The organism is Kaistia algarum, assembly GCF_026343945.1.
Classification (GTDB): Bacteria; Pseudomonadota; Alphaproteobacteria; order Rhizobiales; family Kaistiaceae; genus Kaistia; species Kaistia algarum.
On the sequence record NZ_JAPKNJ010000002.1, the window covers coordinates 908,592 to 927,180 of the forward strand.

19 protein-coding genes are annotated in these 18,589 nt (G+C 64.5%); 5 read left to right on the forward strand and 14 right to left on the reverse strand.

The features are described 5' to 3' along the window. The first annotated feature begins 129 nt into the window (after window positions 1-129). Window positions 130-765: a DsbA family protein gene (locus OSH05_RS17475; protein WP_104221004.1), complete on the forward strand. Its 636-nt coding sequence runs from the start codon at window positions 130-132 to the stop codon at window positions 763-765. A 28-nt stretch (window positions 766-793) separates the two neighbouring features. Here OSH05_RS17475 and OSH05_RS17480 read toward each other — a convergent pair whose 3' ends face one another. Continuing rightward, the gene (locus OSH05_RS17480) at window positions 794-1,669 is read right to left on the reverse strand and encodes a LysR family transcriptional regulator (RefSeq protein WP_266352677.1); all 876 of its coding nucleotides are present in this window, start codon (window positions 1,667-1,669) and stop codon (window positions 794-796) included. Between the two features lie 16 nt (window positions 1,670-1,685). Here OSH05_RS17480 and OSH05_RS17485 point away from each other — a divergent pair, with 16 nt between their 5' ends. After that, complete coding sequence (locus OSH05_RS17485) at window positions 1,686-2,435, forward strand: NADPH-dependent F420 reductase (RefSeq protein ID WP_266352678.1); 750 nt, start codon at window positions 1,686-1,688, stop codon at window positions 2,433-2,435. A 67-nt stretch (window positions 2,436-2,502) separates the two neighbouring features. Here the strand turns inward: OSH05_RS17485 and OSH05_RS17490 are convergent, their stop codons facing one another. Continuing rightward, on the reverse strand, window positions 2,503-2,796 hold the full coding sequence (locus tag OSH05_RS17490) for a hypothetical protein (RefSeq protein WP_104221001.1): 294 nt from the start codon (window positions 2,794-2,796) through the stop codon (window positions 2,503-2,505). 133 nt (window positions 2,797-2,929) lie between these two features. Between OSH05_RS17490 and OSH05_RS17495 the strand changes: the two genes are divergently transcribed. Genes OSH05_RS17495 through OSH05_RS17505 form a run of 3 tightly spaced genes read left to right on the forward strand, consistent with a single transcriptional unit; the run spans window position 2,930 to window position 5,264 of the window. After that, window positions 2,930-3,259, forward strand: coding sequence for a PepSY domain-containing protein (locus OSH05_RS17495; protein WP_266352679.1), 330 nt, complete (start codon window positions 2,930-2,932; stop codon window positions 3,257-3,259). After that, window positions 3,259-3,924 carry a response regulator transcription factor gene (locus tag OSH05_RS17500; protein WP_104220999.1) on the forward strand — a complete coding sequence of 222 codons (666 nt, stop codon included), beginning with the start codon at window positions 3,259-3,261 and terminating at the stop codon, window positions 3,922-3,924. The genes OSH05_RS17495 and OSH05_RS17500 overlap by 1 nt, the downstream gene beginning before the upstream one ends. Further along, window positions 3,921-5,264, forward strand: coding sequence for a sensor histidine kinase (locus OSH05_RS17505; protein WP_104220998.1), 1,344 nt, complete (start codon window positions 3,921-3,923; stop codon window positions 5,262-5,264). Before OSH05_RS17500 ends, OSH05_RS17505 begins: the two co-directional genes overlap by 4 nt. A gap of 11 nt (window positions 5,265-5,275) precedes the next feature. Here the strand turns inward: OSH05_RS17505 and OSH05_RS17510 are convergent, their stop codons facing one another. The 12 genes from OSH05_RS17510 to OSH05_RS17565 form a co-directional block, all read right to left on the reverse strand. After that, entirely contained in the window at window positions 5,276-6,787 is a 1,512-nt protein-coding gene (locus OSH05_RS17510; protein WP_104220997.1) for an RnfABCDGE type electron transport complex subunit D, read from the reverse strand. Continuing rightward, complete coding sequence (locus OSH05_RS17515; protein WP_266352682.1) at window positions 6,784-7,509, reverse strand: FAD:protein FMN transferase; 726 nt, start codon at window positions 7,507-7,509, stop codon at window positions 6,784-6,786. The genes OSH05_RS17510 and OSH05_RS17515 overlap by 4 nt, the downstream gene beginning before the upstream one ends. Before the next feature lie 21 nt (window positions 7,510-7,530). Further along, window positions 7,531-8,304 carry an FMN-binding protein gene (locus tag OSH05_RS17520; protein WP_104221020.1) on the reverse strand — a complete coding sequence of 258 codons (774 nt, stop codon included), beginning with the start codon at window positions 8,302-8,304 and terminating at the stop codon, window positions 7,531-7,533. 256 nt (window positions 8,305-8,560) lie between these two features. Then, window positions 8,561-10,189: a GMC family oxidoreductase gene (locus OSH05_RS17525; protein WP_104220995.1), complete on the reverse strand. Its 1,629-nt coding sequence runs from the start codon at window positions 10,187-10,189 to the stop codon at window positions 8,561-8,563. 8 nt (window positions 10,190-10,197) lie between these two features. Then, window positions 10,198-11,625: an aldehyde dehydrogenase family protein gene (locus OSH05_RS17530; protein ID WP_104220994.1), complete on the reverse strand. Its 1,428-nt coding sequence runs from the start codon at window positions 11,623-11,625 to the stop codon at window positions 10,198-10,200. A 1-nt stretch (window position 11,626) separates the two neighbouring features. After that, the gene (locus OSH05_RS17535; RefSeq protein WP_104220993.1) at window positions 11,627-12,850 is read right to left on the reverse strand and encodes a mandelate racemase/muconate lactonizing enzyme family protein; all 1,224 of its coding nucleotides are present in this window, start codon (window positions 12,848-12,850) and stop codon (window positions 11,627-11,629) included. 2 nt (window positions 12,851-12,852) lie between these two features. Beyond that, a complete protein-coding gene (locus tag OSH05_RS17540; RefSeq protein WP_165801711.1) occupies window positions 12,853-13,971 on the reverse strand; it encodes a glycerol dehydrogenase in 1,119 nt (372 codons plus the stop codon). A gap of 11 nt (window positions 13,972-13,982) precedes the next feature. Next, complete coding sequence (locus OSH05_RS17545) at window positions 13,983-14,693, reverse strand: ABC transporter ATP-binding protein (protein WP_104220991.1); 711 nt, start codon at window positions 14,691-14,693, stop codon at window positions 13,983-13,985. Beyond that, entirely contained in the window at window positions 14,656-15,435 is a 780-nt protein-coding gene (locus OSH05_RS17550; RefSeq protein WP_104220990.1) for an ABC transporter ATP-binding protein, read from the reverse strand. The genes OSH05_RS17545 and OSH05_RS17550 overlap by 38 nt, the downstream gene beginning before the upstream one ends. After that, window positions 15,432-16,388, reverse strand: coding sequence for a branched-chain amino acid ABC transporter permease (locus OSH05_RS17555; RefSeq protein ID WP_104220989.1), 957 nt, complete (start codon window positions 16,386-16,388; stop codon window positions 15,432-15,434). Before OSH05_RS17555 ends, OSH05_RS17550 begins: the two co-directional genes overlap by 4 nt. A 12-nt stretch (window positions 16,389-16,400) precedes the next feature. Further along, window positions 16,401-17,258, reverse strand: coding sequence for a branched-chain amino acid ABC transporter permease (locus tag OSH05_RS17560; protein ID WP_104220988.1), 858 nt, complete (start codon window positions 17,256-17,258; stop codon window positions 16,401-16,403). A 69-nt stretch (window positions 17,259-17,327) separates the two neighbouring features. Further along, entirely contained in the window at window positions 17,328-18,542 is a 1,215-nt protein-coding gene (locus tag OSH05_RS17565) for an ABC transporter substrate-binding protein (protein ID WP_104220987.1), read from the reverse strand. Between the last annotated feature and the right edge of the window lie 47 nt (window positions 18,543-18,589).

Below are 18,589 nucleotides of genomic sequence, written 5' to 3' on the forward strand. Positions count from 1 at the left end.
CGCGACGGGAGCGTTATACGATCTGGCAACACCCCTTTGAAGATCAGCTCACCAACATCAAGTCCGCCTTCCGCCGTCCTGCTCCCCATGCCATGTTGCGGCGCAAATAGACGCCGGATGCCCTGATCAATGACCACCCTCCTCTATCTCTTCGATCCGCTCTGCGGCTGGTGCTATGGCGCCACGGCGGCGTTGCAGCGCCTGGCGGAGCAGCCTGGATTCACGGTCGAGCTGGCGCCGTCGGGTCTTTTTTCCGGCTCCGGCGCGCGGCCGATGGACGAGAATTTCGCCGCTTTCGCCTGGGGCCATGACCAACGCATCTCGCAGATGACGGGCCAGCCCTTCAGCGAGGCTTATCGCCAGAACGTGCTCGGCGGCCATGGACGCCGGCTCGATTCGGGCCCGGCGACGCTAGCGTTGACGGCGGTGCACCAGACCGATCCGGCGCAGGAGCGCGCTGCCCTGAAGGCGATCCAGGCGGCGCGTTACGTCGAGGGCCGCGACATTACGGACCCTGCCGTCCTGGCCGAGGTACTGGAGAGTATCGGCCTTGGCGCCGCCGCCGATGTCATCCGGCTGCCCGACGAGACGCTGAAAGCAGCCAATCGCCAACGCGTCGAGACCACGCGCGCCGCGATGCAGCGCTTCGGCATCAACGGCGTACCGGCGCTGCTGATCGGCGACGACCCCCGCCGGCGGCCTGTTCAGGCTGGCGCCTTGTTCGGCGATGTCGACACGCTCGTCAGCGCTCTCAAGGCAGCGTGAGCGATGGCCCGCAGGCCGGCAGATCTCCCTATTTCGGGCCGAATGCCTCGACCACGGCCTCGACGAAACTGCGCAGCTTGACCGTCGGGCGCCGGCTCGCCGGATAGATGACATGCATCGGCCGGGCCGGGCCTTCATACTCGGACAACACGCGCACCAGCCGTCCCGCCGCCAATTCGGCTGAGAGCACGCTTTCCGGGCCGAGGGTGATGCCGAAGCCCTCGGTCGCCGCGTGGAGCAGCGTTCTCCAATCATTACTGCGGAAACGACCCGTCGCCTTCACCTCCTCCTCCCTGCCGTCGCGGCTGAATCGCCAGCGGCACGGCAGCGACGGCGACCAATAGGCATAGGCGAGGCAGTCATGCGCCTCGAGATCGCCCGGCGTTTGCGGCGTGCCGCGCTCCGCCAGATAGGCCGGTGAGGCGCAGGCGATCAGCCGATAGGGCGCCAGTCTGTGGGCGATCAGCGACGCATCCTCGAACTCTCCAATCCGCACCAGAACCTCGAACCCATCTTCAAGCGGATCGACGAAGCGGTCGTTCAGCGTAAGGTCGACCTGCATGTCCGGATAGCGGGCCAGATAGCGCGTCAGGAATGGCGCCAAGCTGAAGGCGCCGAAGGTGACGGGCGCGTTGACGCGGATAACGCCCTTCGGCCGGGTGCGCATCTCCTGCGCCAGTTGTTCCGCGGCCTCAGCATCCATGAGGATCGACTTGCAGCGATCATAATAGGCGCGGCCAACATCGGTCAGGCTCTGGCGGCGCGTCGTGCGGTTGAGCAGGGCCGTGCCGAGGCGGTCCTCGAGAAACACGACATGCTTGGCGACCATCTGCGGCGAGATCCGCAACGCTTCCGCGGCGGCGGCGAAAGAACCGAGATCGGCCGCCTTCACGAAGACGCCCATGCTGGCGAGCCGGTCGATGATTACCTCCTTTTGGTTGGGAGTATGCGGTCTCCATGAGAATTTATCGCCAAATCATGACGAATTAAACCCTCCCTCGACGACAATAATCTGGAGACGAGACATGAAAATCGGAATCATCGGTGCGGGCTTCGTCGGGCGCGCCATCGCCAAACTGGCAACGGAGGCCGGCCATACGGTCATGCTCAGCAATTCGCGCGGGCCGCAGACTTTGTTCACCCAGCGCTACGGCATCGGTACCGAGGTCGGGACGGTGGAAGAGGCGGCGGCGTTCGGCGACATCGTGGTGATCGCCATTCCGCTTGCCGCCTATCGTACGGTTCCGGCGACGCCGCTCGCCGGCAAGGTGGTGCTCGATGCCAACAATTACTATCCGGACCGCGATGGCCGCATCGCCGAGCTGGACAGCAACGAGGCCACGACCAGCGAATTGCTCGCCCGCCACCTGCCGGCCTCGCGCATCGTGAAGGCGTTCAATGCCATCACCATGGGCGATCTGGAAAAGGATGGCCGCCCTGCCGGTTCGCCCGGCCGGCGCGCGCTGCCGCTAGCCGGCGACGACGCCGAGGGCAAGGCGATTGCCGCAGCCCTCTACGATGCCTTCGGCTTCGACACGGTCGATGCCGGCGGTCTATCCGAGGGCTGGCGCTTCGAGCGTGGCACACCGGCCTATTGCGTCGCCTTCGACAAGGCGGAACTCGCGCGGGAACTCGCCCGCGCGCCGCGCATCGACCAGCTCGCGACATAGGCTTCGCTATCCCGCACGCGCTCACGGCCTTCAGGGCGAGGTCGTGAGCTGCCTGCCGAATGCGCCGCTAGTCGTCCTGATCGGCACTGTCGTGCGATCCGGCCTCGTCATCGGCCTCGATCTCGCCATGCTTCCGATGCTCCGCCGACCGGGCGCCGGCGTGCCCATCATCATCGTCATCGCCGGCAACGCCCTGCACGGCAAGCGGACCGGCAACCGGCTGTACCGGGATCGCGTCGAGATCGATCGCCAAGGGATCGGCCGGCGCGGTGGTGCCGATGGAGGCTGCGATCGCCGGCAGAGCGAGCCCGCCGAAGACCAGCGGAACGATGGCGGCCAGCCAGAGCAGTGATTTGCGCATGGTTCTGATATCCTTGGAAAGGCACCCGGAGTTGGGGTGCGACGATCCACGCTAGGCGAAGGCGGCTTGCGGCCGGCTGACCGGGATTGTCAGCCAGTTGACAGCTTGCGCGTGGCAGGAACGAGCGATGGGAATGAGCCTGAGACGCGCGGTCGTGATGGGGCTGGGTGTTCTGGCGCTCGCCATGCCGCTTGCCGTCCAGGCCGGAAGCCAGGACAGCGACGGAGATGATGACCACGACGTGGCGCGCGATCTGCACGAGGGCGGCGAAATCCGGGCGCTCTCACAGATCCTCAGCGATTTGAGGCAGCAAGTTCCCGGCGACATCGTTGCCGTCGATCTCGTCCGCGCCCATGACAAATGGGTGTATCGAATCCAGATCGTCGCAGCTGACGGAAAGCGCAGCCTCGTCGAGGTCGATGCGGGTGCGGGCACGATCTTCCACGACCAGGGGCGAGATTGATGAGGATACTGGTCGTCGAGGACGAACGCCGCATCGCGGACGACATCGCCGCCGCGCTCAAGGCTTCCGGCATGGCGGTCGATATCGCGACCGATGGCGAGGATGCCTGGTTCCAGGGCGACGTCGAAACCTATGACGCGGTGGTCCTTGATCTCGGCCTCCCGAAGCTCGACGGACTGACCGTCCTGCGGCGCTGGCGCGCCAGCGGCCGGCGCTTTCCGGTGCTGGTGCTCACGGCGCGCGGCGTCTGGACCGAGCGGGTCGAGGGCATCAATGCCGGCGCCGATGACTATCTGCCGAAGCCGTTCGAGATGGAGGAATTGATCGCGCGCCTCCGCGCGTTGCTGCGGCGGGCCGCGGGCCAGCCGGCGCCGGTGCTGCGCGCCGGCGAGCTTTCCCTCGATACGCGGCAGATGCGCTTTTCGCTGCGCGGCGTCCCGATGGCGCTTTCGCCGCTTGAATATCGCCTGCTCGCCTATTTGATGCATCAGGCCGGCCGCGTCGTTCCACCGACGGAGCTGGCCGAACATCTGTATGATTCCGGCCATGACCGCGATCCCAATGCGATCGAGGTCATCGTCGCCAGACTTCGCCGCAAGCTCGGCAGCGACGTGATCGAGACCCGCCGCGGCTTCGGCTATCTCATACCGGAGCCGGCGGCATGAAGAGCGGCTCGATCCGCTTCCGCCTCTGGTCGGCGGCCGCCATCTCGGTGCTCATCGCGCTCGCCATTGCCGGAATCGGCCTGAGGATGCTGTTCGAGCGGCATGTCGAGAGACGGGTGGTAAGCGAACTCACCGTCGATTTAAACCAGCTGATCGGCGCGACGCAGTTCGGGCCCGATACCCGCATCGTCGTGGCCCCAGTCCTGACGGATCCGCGCTTCCAGTCGCCGCTCTCCGGCTACTACTGGCAGGTCCGCGACGGCACAAACGGCATGCTGGTCCGCTCGCGCTCGCTCTGGGATCAGGCGCTCGACTTGCCACCGGCCGAGCCAGGCGATGGCGCGCTGCATGTCCATGAAGCCGCCGGCCCGGAGGGCGCACAACTGATCGCCGTGGAGCGCACCATCACCGATGCGGGCGGACGCAGTTTTCACGCCGTGGTGGCCGAGGACCATGGCGCTGTCACGCTGGCGGTCTCCGAATATGTGCGCGAGCTGACGCCGGAACTCGCTTTGCTCGGCGGCGTGCTGATCGCGGCGATCTTCGTTCAGATCTCGGTCGGCCTCGCGCCGCTCCAGGCGCTGCGCGGCGCCGTGCACGATGTCGTCGCCCGGCGGAAAACGCGCCTCGACGTCGCCGTGCCCAGCGAGGTGACGCCACTTGCCGACGAGATCAACCGCCTGCTGGAGGCGCAGGATAAGGCGCTTGCCAGAGCCCGCACGCGCGCCACCGACCTTGCCCATGGCCTCAAGACGCCGCTTCAGGTGCTCGCCGCCGATATCCGCGCGCTGCGCGCCAAGGGCGAGAGCGAGTTGGCCGACGAGATCGGCAAGAGCACCGCCGCGATCCGCCGCCATGTCGAGCGCGAGCTGGCCCGCGCCCGCATCGCACCGGGCGATTCCGGCCCCGCTCAGTGCCGCTTCGCCGATGTCGCCGGCCGCGTCGTCGCCGTGGTGGAGCGCATGCCTGGCGGCGAGCGGCTGACCTTCGATATCGATGCTGCGGGCGATCTGATGGCGCCGATCGACGAGGGCGATCTCTCCGAGATTCTCGGCAATCTGATCGAGAACGCGGCCCGCTTCGCCGCCACCTCGATCCGCATCGTGGCGACTCTTACGACCGAGGGCGTCCGGATTGAGATCGCTGATGATGGGCCGGGCATCGCCGACAAGGACAAGGAAGACGTGCTGCTGCGCGGGGTCCGCCTCGACGAGAGCAGCGGGACGGGACTGGGCCTTGCCATCGTTTCCGACATCGTCGGTGCCTATGGCGGGAGGCTGACGATGGGCGATGCCACGCCGGGGCTGAAGGTGAGCATCGTCCTGCCCCGCCACAGCTGAGACCTGTTCCCTCACGCCAAACCGGGGAAGAAGTCCGTCTTGATCCGCATCCGGTGGATGCCCATGCCGATCAGCGCCTTGCGCACCGATTGCACCATCGCCTGCGATCCCGAGATGTAGAAGATCCGCTCTCGATAGTCCGGAATCGCCTCGCGGATCAGTTGCTCGTCGATCCGCCCCGGATATTGGCCGGGCTCGGCGCCGCGCGCCACGGCGTAGACGGTCGAAATCCCGAGCCTTGCCTGGGCCTCGTCGAGCACATCGCGATAGGCGATATGGTCCGGCTGGCCGACGCCATAGAGCACCGTGATCGAGCGCGCCTCGTCCCGGTCGATCAGCTCGCGCAGCATGGAACGGAACGGCGTTATGCCGATGCCACCGGCGATGAAGGCAAGCTTCGCGCGTGGATCGGCCGGCAGGGTGAAATTGCCGGCGACCTGGGCAGCGTGGATGGTATCGCCCGGGGACATCAAGGCCAATGCCCGCTTGAACGCGCTCGACTGGCGATAGAACTTGACCCCCAGCCGGACGGAACTTTCGCCGGGCGCCGAGGCCACCGTGAAATAGCGGCGATTGCCACGGTTGTCGGGATGGTCGAGACCGAGCGTCCATTCGAGATATTGCCCGGCCTGGAAGGCGAGCCTCCTCGGCGAGCGGAAGATGAAATCATAGCTGTCGGCGGCCGAGCGTTCGATGCGCTCCAGCGTCAGCACGAAACGGCCGCGCGGACCTGCCGCATAGGCGAAGAGATTGCCGACCAGCAGCGCCAGTTCGGGCGTGAAATAGAACGAGCCGATATGGACGTTCGGCGCGAACAGGAAGCCGACCAGCGCGGCAAAGACAAGACGCGGCAACGGCCGGGTCGGCGCCGTCAGCGGCTCCGTCAGCATGACGAAGGCGAAGAACAGTATCGGCGAAGACTTCAGCGCCTCGCTCAGCACCATACCATAGTCGGCGGGCGCCGCCGTCGCCAGCGAGGTCGCCACCGCCGTGAGCATGAAAACCGCCACGAGATCGAACCGGCGCAGTTTGCGCACAACCAGCAGCCCGCCGATTAGCACAACGGGGAGCAGCGGCAGGTTGCCGCCGACCCACCAGCTAGCCGGATGATCGAGCAGCAGCGCCGTGAGCGCGACGGCGACCGCCGCCGGATTGAACAGATGCTGGCCACGAACGGCGAAGATATATTTCGACGCCATCGCCCAGACCGAGGCTGCGATCAGCACGCCGACGCCCTTGGCGTCCGCGGCCGTCACAGGATTGAGAATCAGCATCAGGATCAAAGCCGTGATGTAGATCGACTCGCTATTGGCCGGTACCTTGAAGACCCGGGCGAAGATCTCGTTCGAGATCCAGCAGACGGCGGTGATGAGAACGGCCGAAAAAGCGATCGCGGTCGGATCATGCGGCACGATCTTGAAGAAGCCGAGCATGAAGGCCGCCGCCAGCATGGCGACCAGATAATAGAGCACCAGCCGGTACATGGTGATGGGGTCGAGGAAACGATCGATCCAGCGGGTCATGATGCGCAATAGTCTCCAAAGCCGGTCGTGAGTATCGCCCTGCCGGAGCGATCGACGAGATAACCCTCCAGGCCGGAGCGTGCTTCGATGAAATAGATGCCGTCCCTGCCCATGGCGAAGGCAGCCGTCGCGAAGCGATCGGCCTCCAGCACGTCGGGCCCGATCACGGTCAGGCTGACGATCTCGGCCAGCGGATCGGCCGGATCGTGCGGGTTGCGGATATGATGGCCGCGGACATAGGAGCCCGAGGTCGCGATACCCTGCCCGCGCGGTTGCACGACCTTGATGATCTCGTCGGCGCTGAACGGATTGCGGATACCGACGCTCCACGCGTCTCCCGACGCATTCCGCCCGCAGGACTGGATGTCGCCGCCGGCATCGACAAAGAAATCAGCCGCGCCTGTGGCCGCGATCCGGCGCGCCGCGTTGCGGATCGCCCAGCCCTTGACGATGCCGGAGGGATCGAGCGCCCCGTTCGGCGTGCGGATGTCGAAAAAGCCGTCGCTCTCGATCCGTGTCCGTTCGCCGAGCTCCAGCACCTCGCGCATCTCGGCGCTGTAATCGCTTGGTGGGAGATAGCCGCGATTGATCGCCTCGATTTCGCTGTCGGCTTTGTAGGTGCTGAAGCGCCGGTCGACTTCATCGAAATAGGCGAAGGCATCGTCGAGGACGCCGCGATCCGCCGCGCCGACCACCTCGATCGTGATCGGCATCCCCATCATGATCCTTGTCTCGCGCATGGCTCAGGCCATGGCTCGCTGCAGCGCGCCCTTGAGCGATCGGGCGAAGGCCTCGCTGGTCAGCGTGGCGCCCGAGACGATGTCGACATTGGCGCTCTGGGCGGCGATCGCCTCGTCGCGCAGCATCGGCAGCGCCTGGCGGTTGATCGCTACCGAGGTGCGGCGGTCGGAGGGATATTGCAGCACCTTGATGGAGGCCAGACGGCCGCCCCGCACGATGGCCTGGATCTGCACCATGCCGTAATAGGCGTCGACCGTCGGCCCGGTGAAAGTGCCGTCCGTATAGCCGCCGCTGGCGGCAACCGTCATTGACGCCTTCATCACCAGTGGCTGCACCTCGCGCAGCAGGCGTGGCCTCGGACGTGGCCGGGGCGCAGCCGGGGCGATGACGGATGCCAAATCGGCGACCGGAGCCGATGGAGCCGGAACCGCCTCCACCGACATCGGCGCGGGTTGAGATTCTGGCAAGGGCGCAGGCGTGGAAGCCGCCGGCGCCGACGGTACGGCGATCGATGCCGTCACCAGCGGAGGGTTGGCCGGCTCGCGGCTCGGCGCATAGGGGCCTGATGGCTGGATGACGGCCGGCGACGGCTGGCTCGCCGCTGCGGCCGGTCCGTCCGCTTCCGCCGGCAATGCCGGATCGGCGGCAAGGGACTCCGTGTCCGCCTTGGCTGGCGAAAGGCCGATAAGCGCCTCGCTGGGATCGGCTCCCCCCTGATTCCAGACATAGGCACCGGATGCCGCAAGGACGGCGAGCGAGAGGGCGATCTTCTTCATGGCGTCACGGATCCTGAACTTGAACGAATGGCGACAGCCCAAATCGGCCATCGTCGATCGCAGGATCGCAAACGGAAGCTGACAACGCGCTGACAGCGCAGAGCAGCGTCAATGCCGCAGTCGTCTCAACGCGCTCGGCATCGACGCGCGCCCCTGGGACTTTCCGTGCCGGTGGCAGAACCCCTGCTTGGCGATGCCTGACGCGATTGGCCAGGGATTAGGTCCCAACGCGGATCGAAGCCTTGCGACGACGTCGCTATGCGTTCCTTCTGATCGCGTCCGCCAGGATCAGATCAGCGCCCTTTTCGGCGATCATGATCGTGGGGGCGTTCGTGTTGCCGGATATCATGTCGGGCATCACGGACGCGTCGACAACCCGCAGACCGGCTAAGCCATGAACGCGAAGCCTGGCATCGACGACCGATGTGCGGGGATCTGTGCCCATGGTGCAGGTGCTGATCGGATGGAAGGTCGTATTGGCGCGGTCGCGGCAATCTCTCAGCACGTCCTCCCGCGACGTGACGCGCCGACCCGGCGTCACTTCCTCGACGATGGCCGTGGCGAGCGATGGGGCTTTGGCAAGGCTGCGGAGGAAGGCGACGCCCTCCAGCATCTCGTCCACATCCGCTTCGGTCGAGAGATAGTTCGGCATGATGCTCGGCGGCGCGAAGGGATCGGCGCTGCGTATTTCCAGCTTCCCTCGGCTGGTCGGCCGGCATGGACTCGCCGACATGATGAAGCCCGGGAAGTCGTGGAAATTGAGCAGTTCGGCATCGGCGCTGCTGTCGGCGCCGAAGCTCATCGGGACGAAATAGAGCTGCATGTTGGGCCGGTCGAGGCCGGGCCTCGTGCGCACGAAGGCGCCACCCTGATTGATGCTGATCGAAAGCGGGCCACGACGCGTCGTCAGATACCGAAGCCCCGCCATCGCCTTGAACGCGTTGGAGCGGAAACTGTCGTTCAGCGTCTTCTGGTTCGCCCGCCAGATATAGGAAACATAGAGATGGTCCATCAGGTTCTGCCCCACCGCCGGCAGATCGGCTTGAACGGCAATTCCGTGACGGCCGAGCAGGCCGGCGGGGCCGATGCCTGACAGCTGCAATAATTGCGGCGAGTTGATCGAGCCGGCGGCGAGGATCACTTCCCGGCGGGCGCGCGCCTCGTGAAGCTCGCCCTTTTTGTACGCGACGCCTACCGCTCGGCCGTCTTGGAGCAGGATACGGGTCATATGTGCACCGGTGATGAGGCGCAGGTTCGGCCGTCGTAGCGCCGGCCGCAGGAAGGCATTCGCGGTATTGCTGCGGATGCCCTTGCGGATATTAAGCTGGTAGAGGCCGATACCCTCCTGCGACGGGCCGTTGAAATCGTCGTTCCTCGGTACGCCCGCCTCGACGCCGGCCTTCACGAAGGCGCGGGTCAGGGGATGGACTTCTGCCCCGATGTCGCTGACCGCCAGAGGTCCGCCCCTGCCGTGATACGCGTCGGCGCCGCGAATATTGTCCTCCGACTTCTTGAAATAGGGCAGGACGTCGTCGAAGCCCCAGCCGGTTAGACCCTTCGCGGCCCAGCCATCATAGTCCTCTCGCTGCCCGCGGATATAGACCATGGCATTGATCGAACTCGACCCGCCAAGCACCTTGCCCCGCGGCCAATAGACGGTCTTGCCATTGAGGCCGGGATCGGCCTCGGTCGTATACTTCCAGTTCACGGCAGCATCGAAGAACGTCTTGCTGTAGCCGATCGGGATCTGGACCCAGGGTCTGCGATCCGTGCCGCCCGCCTCCAGCAGCAGGATCGAATAGCGGCCGTTCTCGGTCAGCCGATTGGCCAGCACGCAGCCGGCGGAGCCCGCGCCAACGATGATGTAGTCATATTCTTCAGACATGGCCGGCTCTACGACTTGATGTAGACGGAGTGTTCGGTCGTGTAGAAATGGATCGAGGAACGCCCGATGGACGCCGCGCCCACGCCCGAATTCTTGACGCCGACAAAGGGCATGTTGGGATCGACGCCGGTCTGGTGGTTGACGTGCAGCATCCCCGCCTCGGCCTCGGCGATGAAGCGTTGCACGACATCGAGGCGGTTCGAGAACAGCGCGGCGGCGAGGCCGAATTCGACGCCGTTGAGGATCGCCAGCGCCTCGTCAACCGTATCGTAGGAGATCAGCGACAGCACGGGACCGAAGACCTCCTGCTGCGCGAGGAACATCTCCGGACGCACGTCGGCGAAGAGCGTCGGGCGCAGGAAGAACCCCCCGCCCTGGTGCTGTCCTTCGCCGGTCGCCCGCCTCGCGCCCTCGCCTGCCCCGCGCGCCATCATTGAATGGACCCGCTCGAAATGAGCGGCCGATGCCATCGGCCCCATGCCGACCGCCGGATCGCGGCCATCGCCGACGACGATCGCGTCCATCCGCTCCGTGATCGCCCGCTCCAGATCGGCCGCGATCTCGCGCCGAACGATGAGACGGCTGATCGAAGTACAGCGCTGCCCGCCATTCTCCAGCGTGCCGGCAACGATCTCGTCCGCGCAGGCCTCGAGATCCTCGGTATCATGCACGACGATGCCGTTCTTGCCGCCAAGCTCAAGCTGAACCTCGGCGAGATTGGCCGCTGCCGCCACATAGATGCGTCGTCCGGTTTCCACCGAGCCCGTGAAGGTGACCGCATCGGCTTCAGCATGGGAGACCAGCGCCGCGCCGACGGCCGCGCCGCCGAGCACGATCTGGAACAGGCCGCGCGGCAGATAGGCGTCGGCGATTTCCGCCATCAGGCAAGCCGAGGCCGGCGCCGTCTCGGATGGCTTCAGGATTACGGCATTGCCATGCGCGAAGGCCGGCGCCAGCTTGCGGAGCGGCGTCAGCACCGGATAGTTCCACGGCGTGGCCGCGACGACGACGCCGCGCGGACGGCGCAGCGTCATGTTCCGCAGGCCCGGGCGTGCGGAGGGCATTACCTCGCCGATAGCGCGGCTGGCCTCGCCAATGGTGAAGCGGGCCTCCTTCAACGCATAGAGAATCTCGCCGCGTGCGTCGGCCAGCGTCTTGCCCATCTCCAAGGTGATGGCGAGGGCGATGTCTTCGCACCGCGCCTCGACGGCGTTCAGCCAGTCCTCCAGGATCGCCTGGCGGCGGATGCCGGGAACATCGCGCCATTCTGCCTGGGCGCGACGAGCGCTGGCGAAAACGGCATCGAGAGCGACGGCGTCGGTGGCGTCATAAACGCCGACGATCTCTCCCGGACTTGCGGGATTGACGGTGACGAAGTCGCTTCCGCCACGGCGCTGCCAGCTTCCCGCCACGTAGGTCCCGAAATGATAGGTCATGTCAGCTCTTCTTCTGTTCGCGCGTGCCGATCACGCCCATCAGCGCCTCGGGCATCCAGTGGCTCTCGCGCCGCCTGGCACGGAAGAAGCAGACACCGAACTGCGCCAGCGCTTTGGGGTCGATTTCAAAACCGAGGCCGGGCGCCGTCGGCATGTGGAAGGAGCCGCGGTCGTGCCGCCAGGGTTCCTGAAGCAAGGCGTCGCGCGCCTCGATCGTCCAGCCCGGCGGGCAATAGGGGAATTCAAACGGCATCTCGCCGGCAAAGCCGCTCGCCGCCATGATATGGGCGTTGACGATGAAGCCGATACCGTTGCCCCAGCTATGCGGGCTGAATTTCAATCCGTGCTGGCGGCAGAGTTTTGCGACCTGCATGCACTGCCTGACGCCGCCGGCCCACATCGCGTCGGGCTGGAACACGGCGTAGCACCGCTTCTCCACCATGTATTTCAGCTCGGGATAGCCGGCCGTATGCAGTTCCGCGCCAGCGATCGGAACTCGGGAATAGGCCGTAAGCTCAGCCATCTCCTCGTACCATTCCATGAATAGCGGCTCTTCGACCCAAACGAGCCCCGCATCGGCGGCCGCGTCGGCAAAGCGCTTGGCGCGAGGAAGATCCCAGAGCGGGGCATCGCCATGCTGCGTCAGGCGGAACGCCTGATTGCAGTCGACCGCAATGCTCATGCGGCCCTGCATATACTGCGCAATGTCCTGGATCTGTTCGATGTCGACCCGTTCGTCCCAATCATGAACGCGGACCTTCATGGTATCGAAGCCTTCTTCGAGCCGGGCTTCGGCCTCTTCGCGGCGCCCCGACAAGCTTCGAACCTCGCCGGAGGAGAGGTAGAGGCGAATGGTATCGTCCGTCCCGCCAAGCAGCCGGTAGAGCGGCAGGCCGGCGATCTTGGCCTTGATGTCCCAGAATGCCGGCTCGATCCACCAATTGCGGATGCCGCCGACCGCCATGATCTTGATGCGCTCCTGCACCATGTCGATGTCGGTCGGATCCTGCCCCAGGAACAGACCGGCCAGGTTGTCGCCAATACCGGCCCGCTCCCGGCCGGAAGCGGAGAAGGCGCTCCAGCCTTCGACACCGTCCTCGGTGACAAGGTGAATGAGATAGAAGCTTGTCTTGGTCCGCGCGCCGCCAGGAACCCAGGCCGGCTCGAAGGGAGCCGGCAACGGCGCGGTGACGTGGAAGAGTTCGATCTGGTCGAGGACCGGCATGATTATCTCTCGGATGGGACGGAATCGGCCAGCCTCTCGAGACGGCGCATCGCGTCCGCGAGGTCTGCCGCCGTGATCGGCGTTGGAAAGTTGCGCAGGAACGGGGATGTCAGAGTGCCGGCTGCGATCGTTTCGATGGCCTGCTCCAGCTGAGCACCGGAGAGGGCAAAGTCGGCGAGCGCGACCGGCAGGCCGATCGCACGGTTGAAGGCGATCGAACGGTGGAGGAGGTCCTCGTCCCCTTCCACCAGCAACTGGACGAGCACGCTATAGGCGACCTGCTCGCCATGGAGATAGGCGGAGAGCTCGGGAACGCGCGTCAATCCGCGGACCATGGCATGAGCAATCGAGAGCCCGCCACTCTCGAAGGTGAGGCCGCTCAGGAGGATCAGCGCCTCGATCAGCTCCTCGAAATCGGCATGACGCTCCCCGCGTGCCAGCGCGTCGAGGCAGGGCGCGCCGGAACGCAGGATCGTCTCGAAGCAGATCTCGCCGAGACGCACCGCGACGAAGGGAGGCCTCGCAGAGAAGCTGTTGCCGCCCTTGCCCGCGGCGACCGATCGCGCCTCGAACATCTTGGTCAGCGCGTCGCCGATCCCCGCGCGAAGGAAGCGTGGCGGCGCGGCGGCGATGATGTCCGTGTCGGCGAGGACGACATCGGGGTTGAAGGGAAGGAACCGTGTTCCGGAGACCGCATGCGCCTCGTCATAAAGCACGATCAGCCGGCTGGTCGGCGCATCATTCGACGCGATGGTCGGCACCGAGAAGACGGCCTTGCCGGAACGAAGCCCCGCATATTTGCCGGCGTCGATGCACTTGCCCCCGCCGATGCCGGCCACGACATCGCAAGCCTTAGCGGCCGCGGCAAGACGCTCGCCCTCTGCTTCTGTGCACTCGCCGCCGAACACCTCCCATTGGACGGTTCGGCCTGCCTCGGCAAAACCGCGCTCCAAACTGTCGCGGATGGAGCCGACGACAAAGGGATCAACGACCGCCAGCAGGCGGCCCGATCCGTAGCGACCGGAAAGATGCGGCAATTCGTGGATCGCGCCAGGCCCCTGAATATATTCGCGCGGCGCGCCGAGCACGCGCAGGGCTGGATTAGAAACGGTTCCGTACAAGATGGTATTCCCTAGAGCCCGAGATAGGTTTTCTGGACGTTTTCGTCGTTGAGAAGATCGCTCGCGGCGCCCTGCATCGCGATCCGGCCGTTGTCCAGGACATAGCCATAGTCAGCGATCCGTAGCGCTTGCTTCACGTTCTGCTCGACAAGATAGATGCTCATGCCCTGTCTATTCAGAACAACGATCTTCTCCAGGATCTCGCTGATCACCTTGGGCGCCAGGCCGAGCGACAATTCGTCGATCATCAACAATTTCGGGCTGCTCATAAGGCCGCGCCCGAGGGTAATCATCTGTTGCTGGCCGCCGCTGAACGTCTTGGCCTTGCGGCCGCGATGTTCCTTCAGGACCGGAAAGAGCTCATAGACGCGGTCGAGATTGGCCCTGACCTTGGCCTTGTCGTTCCGGCAGAGATAGGCGCCCATCTCAAGATTCTCGGCGACCGTCATCTCCGAGAACAGTCGCCGCCCTTCCGGAACCAGCGAGATGCCGCGCGCCGCGATCTCATAGGCGGGGCGGTTGCTGATCTCCTCGCCATTGAAGAGAATGCTGCCGCCGCTCGCCGGATTGAGCCCCACGATGGTTCGCAGCAATGTCGATTTTCCGGATCCGTTCGCCCCGACAATGACGGTGATCCGGCCTTCCTCGACCTCCAGGCTGACCCCCTTCAAAACCGGGAGGCGCTTAACCCGGGCGTCTAAATTGTTGATGCTCATCAACATTGTAGTCTTCTCCGAGATACGCCTTCAGCACGGCGGGGGACGTCGAGACCTGCTCGGGCGTTCCGGTTTCGATGATGCGTCCGCTTTCCAGCACGATGACCTGATCGCTCATGCTCATGATCACGTGCAGGACATGCTCCACGATGATCAGCGTGATGCCGTCCCGCTGGTTCAGCCGGCCGAGAATGTCGATCAGTTCCGAGATCTCGCCGAGCGAGCAGCCAGCAAAGAGCTCGTCGAGCAGCAGCAGCTTCGGCCCTGTCGCAAGCGCCGTGGCGAGTTCCGCCTTCTTGCGTTCAAAGGCATTGAGTTCCGAGTTGCGGCGATCAGCGCGGGCCGCGAGGCCCAGTTCTCGCAAGATTCCATCGGCCAGGACCTTCGCCTCGCTTCGCCGCGAAGTCCGGCTGTAGGCGGCGACCATCGCGGATTCGCGGACGTCCATCTCCGTGAAACTCTCGGAGATCTGAAATGTGCAGCAAAGGCCGCTACGGCATCGGCTCTGCTGGCTCGCCTTCGTGATGTCCTGGCCGCCCAGCAGGATCCGGCCGGTATCCGGCCGGTGAATACCGAGGATCGTCTTGAACAGGGTGGACTTGCCAGCGCCGTTCGGCCCGATGAGACCGGAAACACTGCCCTGGGCCACGCTGAACGATATGTCGGTATTGGCCGCGAGGCCGCCGAATGTCTTGCCGAGCCCGACGACTTCGAGCATGGGCTGGGCTTTCGCCATCTTGACCGTCACGACGATGCCTCCCTGCTAGCGGGACGCAGCCGCTCCATGATCCCCTTCGGCAGGAACAAGACGCACACCACGAGAATGGTGCCGTAGGCGATGAGCGAAATGCCGCCGAACGAACTTCCGAGCCAGGCGCGGACCAGTTCGTCGAACACGATCAGAACCGCGCCGGCCAGCGGTCCGAAGACCGTGCCCATGCCGCCGATCATCGTGACGATGAGCATCTTGATCGATATCGAGAAGGAGAAGACCATCGTCGGCGCGACGATGCCCTGGTACATCGCGAAGAACCCGCCTCCGATCGACACCATCGCAGCGCTGATCAGCAGAATGACAATCTTCCACAGGCCCGTATTCACGCCGATGGCGCGCGAAAAGCCTTCATTTTCCTTGATCGCGACGCAGAGCGTTCCGAGCTTCGAATAGCGGACGAACGCCATCAGGACGAAGGCTGCGATGCAGAGGCCGAAGAAGACCCAATAGGCCGTCGTGAAGCTGATCGTGAACTGCTTCCGCAGATAGGTGCCGGCGTCGCCCTTGGTCAGCCAGGTCAGTTGGGACGCAAGGTTCAGCAGGATTTCATTCAGCCCCAGCGTCACCATCGCGAAGAACATGCCCGACAGGCGCGTGCTGATCAGCCCGGTCAAAATGGCAAGGATCGCGCTGAGAAAGAGGCCGATCGCAAAGCAGGCAACCGGGTTCAAACCGTATTTGGCGACGCCGATCGCATAGGCGTAGGCGCCGATGCCGAAATAGGCGCTGTGACCGAGGCTGAAGAGCCCGGCGAGGCCGCCGGCGAGGTTCCAGGCCTGCGCCAGATAGACGAACAGCATGACCTGCAGGATCAGGCCCATGAGGTACGTGGTCGACGGCGACGGGAACAGCGGCAGCGTCAGCAGTCCGCCGATCAGGCCGACAATGAGCACAATTCCGATGGGCCTCGCCAGGTTGCGATGCATGGCTTGCGTTCCTCAGATATGTCGCATGCCGGCCGTCCTGCCCGAACGCAGGATCAGGACGACGACGAAGAGGCTGAAAATCACGACCGTGACGTAGGAGGCGGCGAAGTAGAGCAGGAAAGCGTTCAGGACGCCGATGGCGAGGCCGGCATAGAAGGCGCCGCGCATGTTCCCGAGCCCGGCGATCGTCGCGATGAGAAAGCTCATCAGCTGATAGGTCGAGCCGGCCGAGGTCGTGACCGGGAAGAGATGGATCAGCATGATCCCCGAGATAGCGATGAGCACGAAGCTGATGCCGAAGGCGATGCCAATGATGCGCTCGGAATTGATACCCATCAGCATCGCCGTCTCCTTCTCGAGCACGACGGCGCGAATGACCTTTCCAAGGTGCGATCGCTGCAGGAAGAGCTGGAAGAGGATGAGCAGCACGGCGGCAAGAATGAAGACGGTGAGGCGGATGGCGCCGATCCGGATGCCCGGCGCGATCTCGATCAGCGGTTCGATGATGCCGAGCGTGCGAAGTGCAGGCGAATAGAACAGGATGATCAGACCGTCGACGATCATGGCGATGCCGATCGTGCACAGGATCTGGACGTTCAGCGACCCGCCGGCCAGCAGCCTGTTGCGGATGACATAGCCGACCGCGAAGTAGAGGATCGGCAGAATGAGCACGACAAACACAAGAGGGATGTTCCAGATCTTGAGCGCGAAGAATGTCGTGTACATCGCCAGGATCAGCCAGCTGCCATAGCCGAAATTGGCGATAGACAGCGAGCCCAGCTGGAAGGTCAGGCCGCTCGCGAACAGGCCGTAAATGGCGCCGGTGAACAGGCCGTTCAGCAGCAGCGTTAGGATGATCTGTGGCGTCATGATCTCTGCCGCACGTCCTGGCACACTGGGGCGACGGAGGCGCGGATGCGCCTCCGTCGGATTGGCGGCTCAGTGCTTCTTGAAGTAGGGGATGATGGGGTCGGCGACGGCCAGCTCGGCCGGATAGACGACCTTGTAGACGGGCTTGCCATCGGCACCGGGAATCCACTGGCCGATGATCAGCGGGTTGGCCAGCGTGTTGTTGTGCTTCTCGTCGAACTTGACGCCCCAGTAGTTCGGCAGCTGGCCGCGGGGGATCTCGATGGTCTCCATGGTCTGGCGGACCTTGTCGATGTCGAAGGATCCGGCCTTTTCGACCATTTCGAAGAAGGCCATGGCCGTCGCGAAGGTCTGCAGGCCATGCGTGACCGGCAGCTCGCCGTATTTCGCCTTGTAGCGCTCCTTGAACTCCTTGAGACCCGGCGCGGACGCCTCCTTCATCTCCGGAACCGTATAGGAGAGCGACATGGAACCGAGCGCGGCGTCGCCCATATTGGCGAATTCGGGCTGGTCATATCCAACGCCCGCGGCCAGCAGGATCGGCGGGGTTTCCTGGAGGCCGGCGGCCTGGCGGCGATACAGCTCCGCATCGGCACCGAGCTGGTAGGGAATGACGATGTCGATCCCGGCTTCCTTCATCTTGGTGATGAGGGGCGTGAAATCGGCAATGTCGTTGCCATAGGTCTCGTGGATGGCCGCAGGAATACCCTTCTCTTCCAGGATCCGGGCTGCTTCGTCGCCGACATAGCTCATGATCGGATTGCCGATCAGGGCGATCTTCAGATCCTTCGGATCCTTGCCGAGATTATCCTTGCCGAATTTCAACGAGTAATCGACGAGCGTCTTGGAGAAGTCCTTCCAGGACGGCATGAACATGAAGTAGTTCGGATAGCCGCCTTCCTCGGTGAGGTCGGGGAACCAGCTCGTTCCGTCCGCCATCAGGCCGCCATTGTCGACGACATAGCGCGCGAGCGGCACGGGAACGAGATTGTAGCCTTGAATGTAGTATTTGATGCCCTGGGCCATCAGCCGCTGGGCTTCCGCGACCTGGTTGTTCGGGTTCTGCGCGTCGACGATGACCGGCTCGATCTTCTTGCCGAGAACGGTGCCCTTCATCTCGGCCGCGATCTCGAACGAACGCTTGGTCGACGTGCCGGGATAGCCCCAGTCGCCCGTCAAATAGGTCACCATGCCCACCTTGAAGGTGTCGTCATCGGCCAGGGCTGGCCCGGCCAGCGCCGCCAGCGCTGTCGCGAGCGCGACGGATCGTATCCAGTTCTTCATGTTCTCTCCTCCCAAGTTTCATCGCTCTGCCGTCGCGGATACCAAGC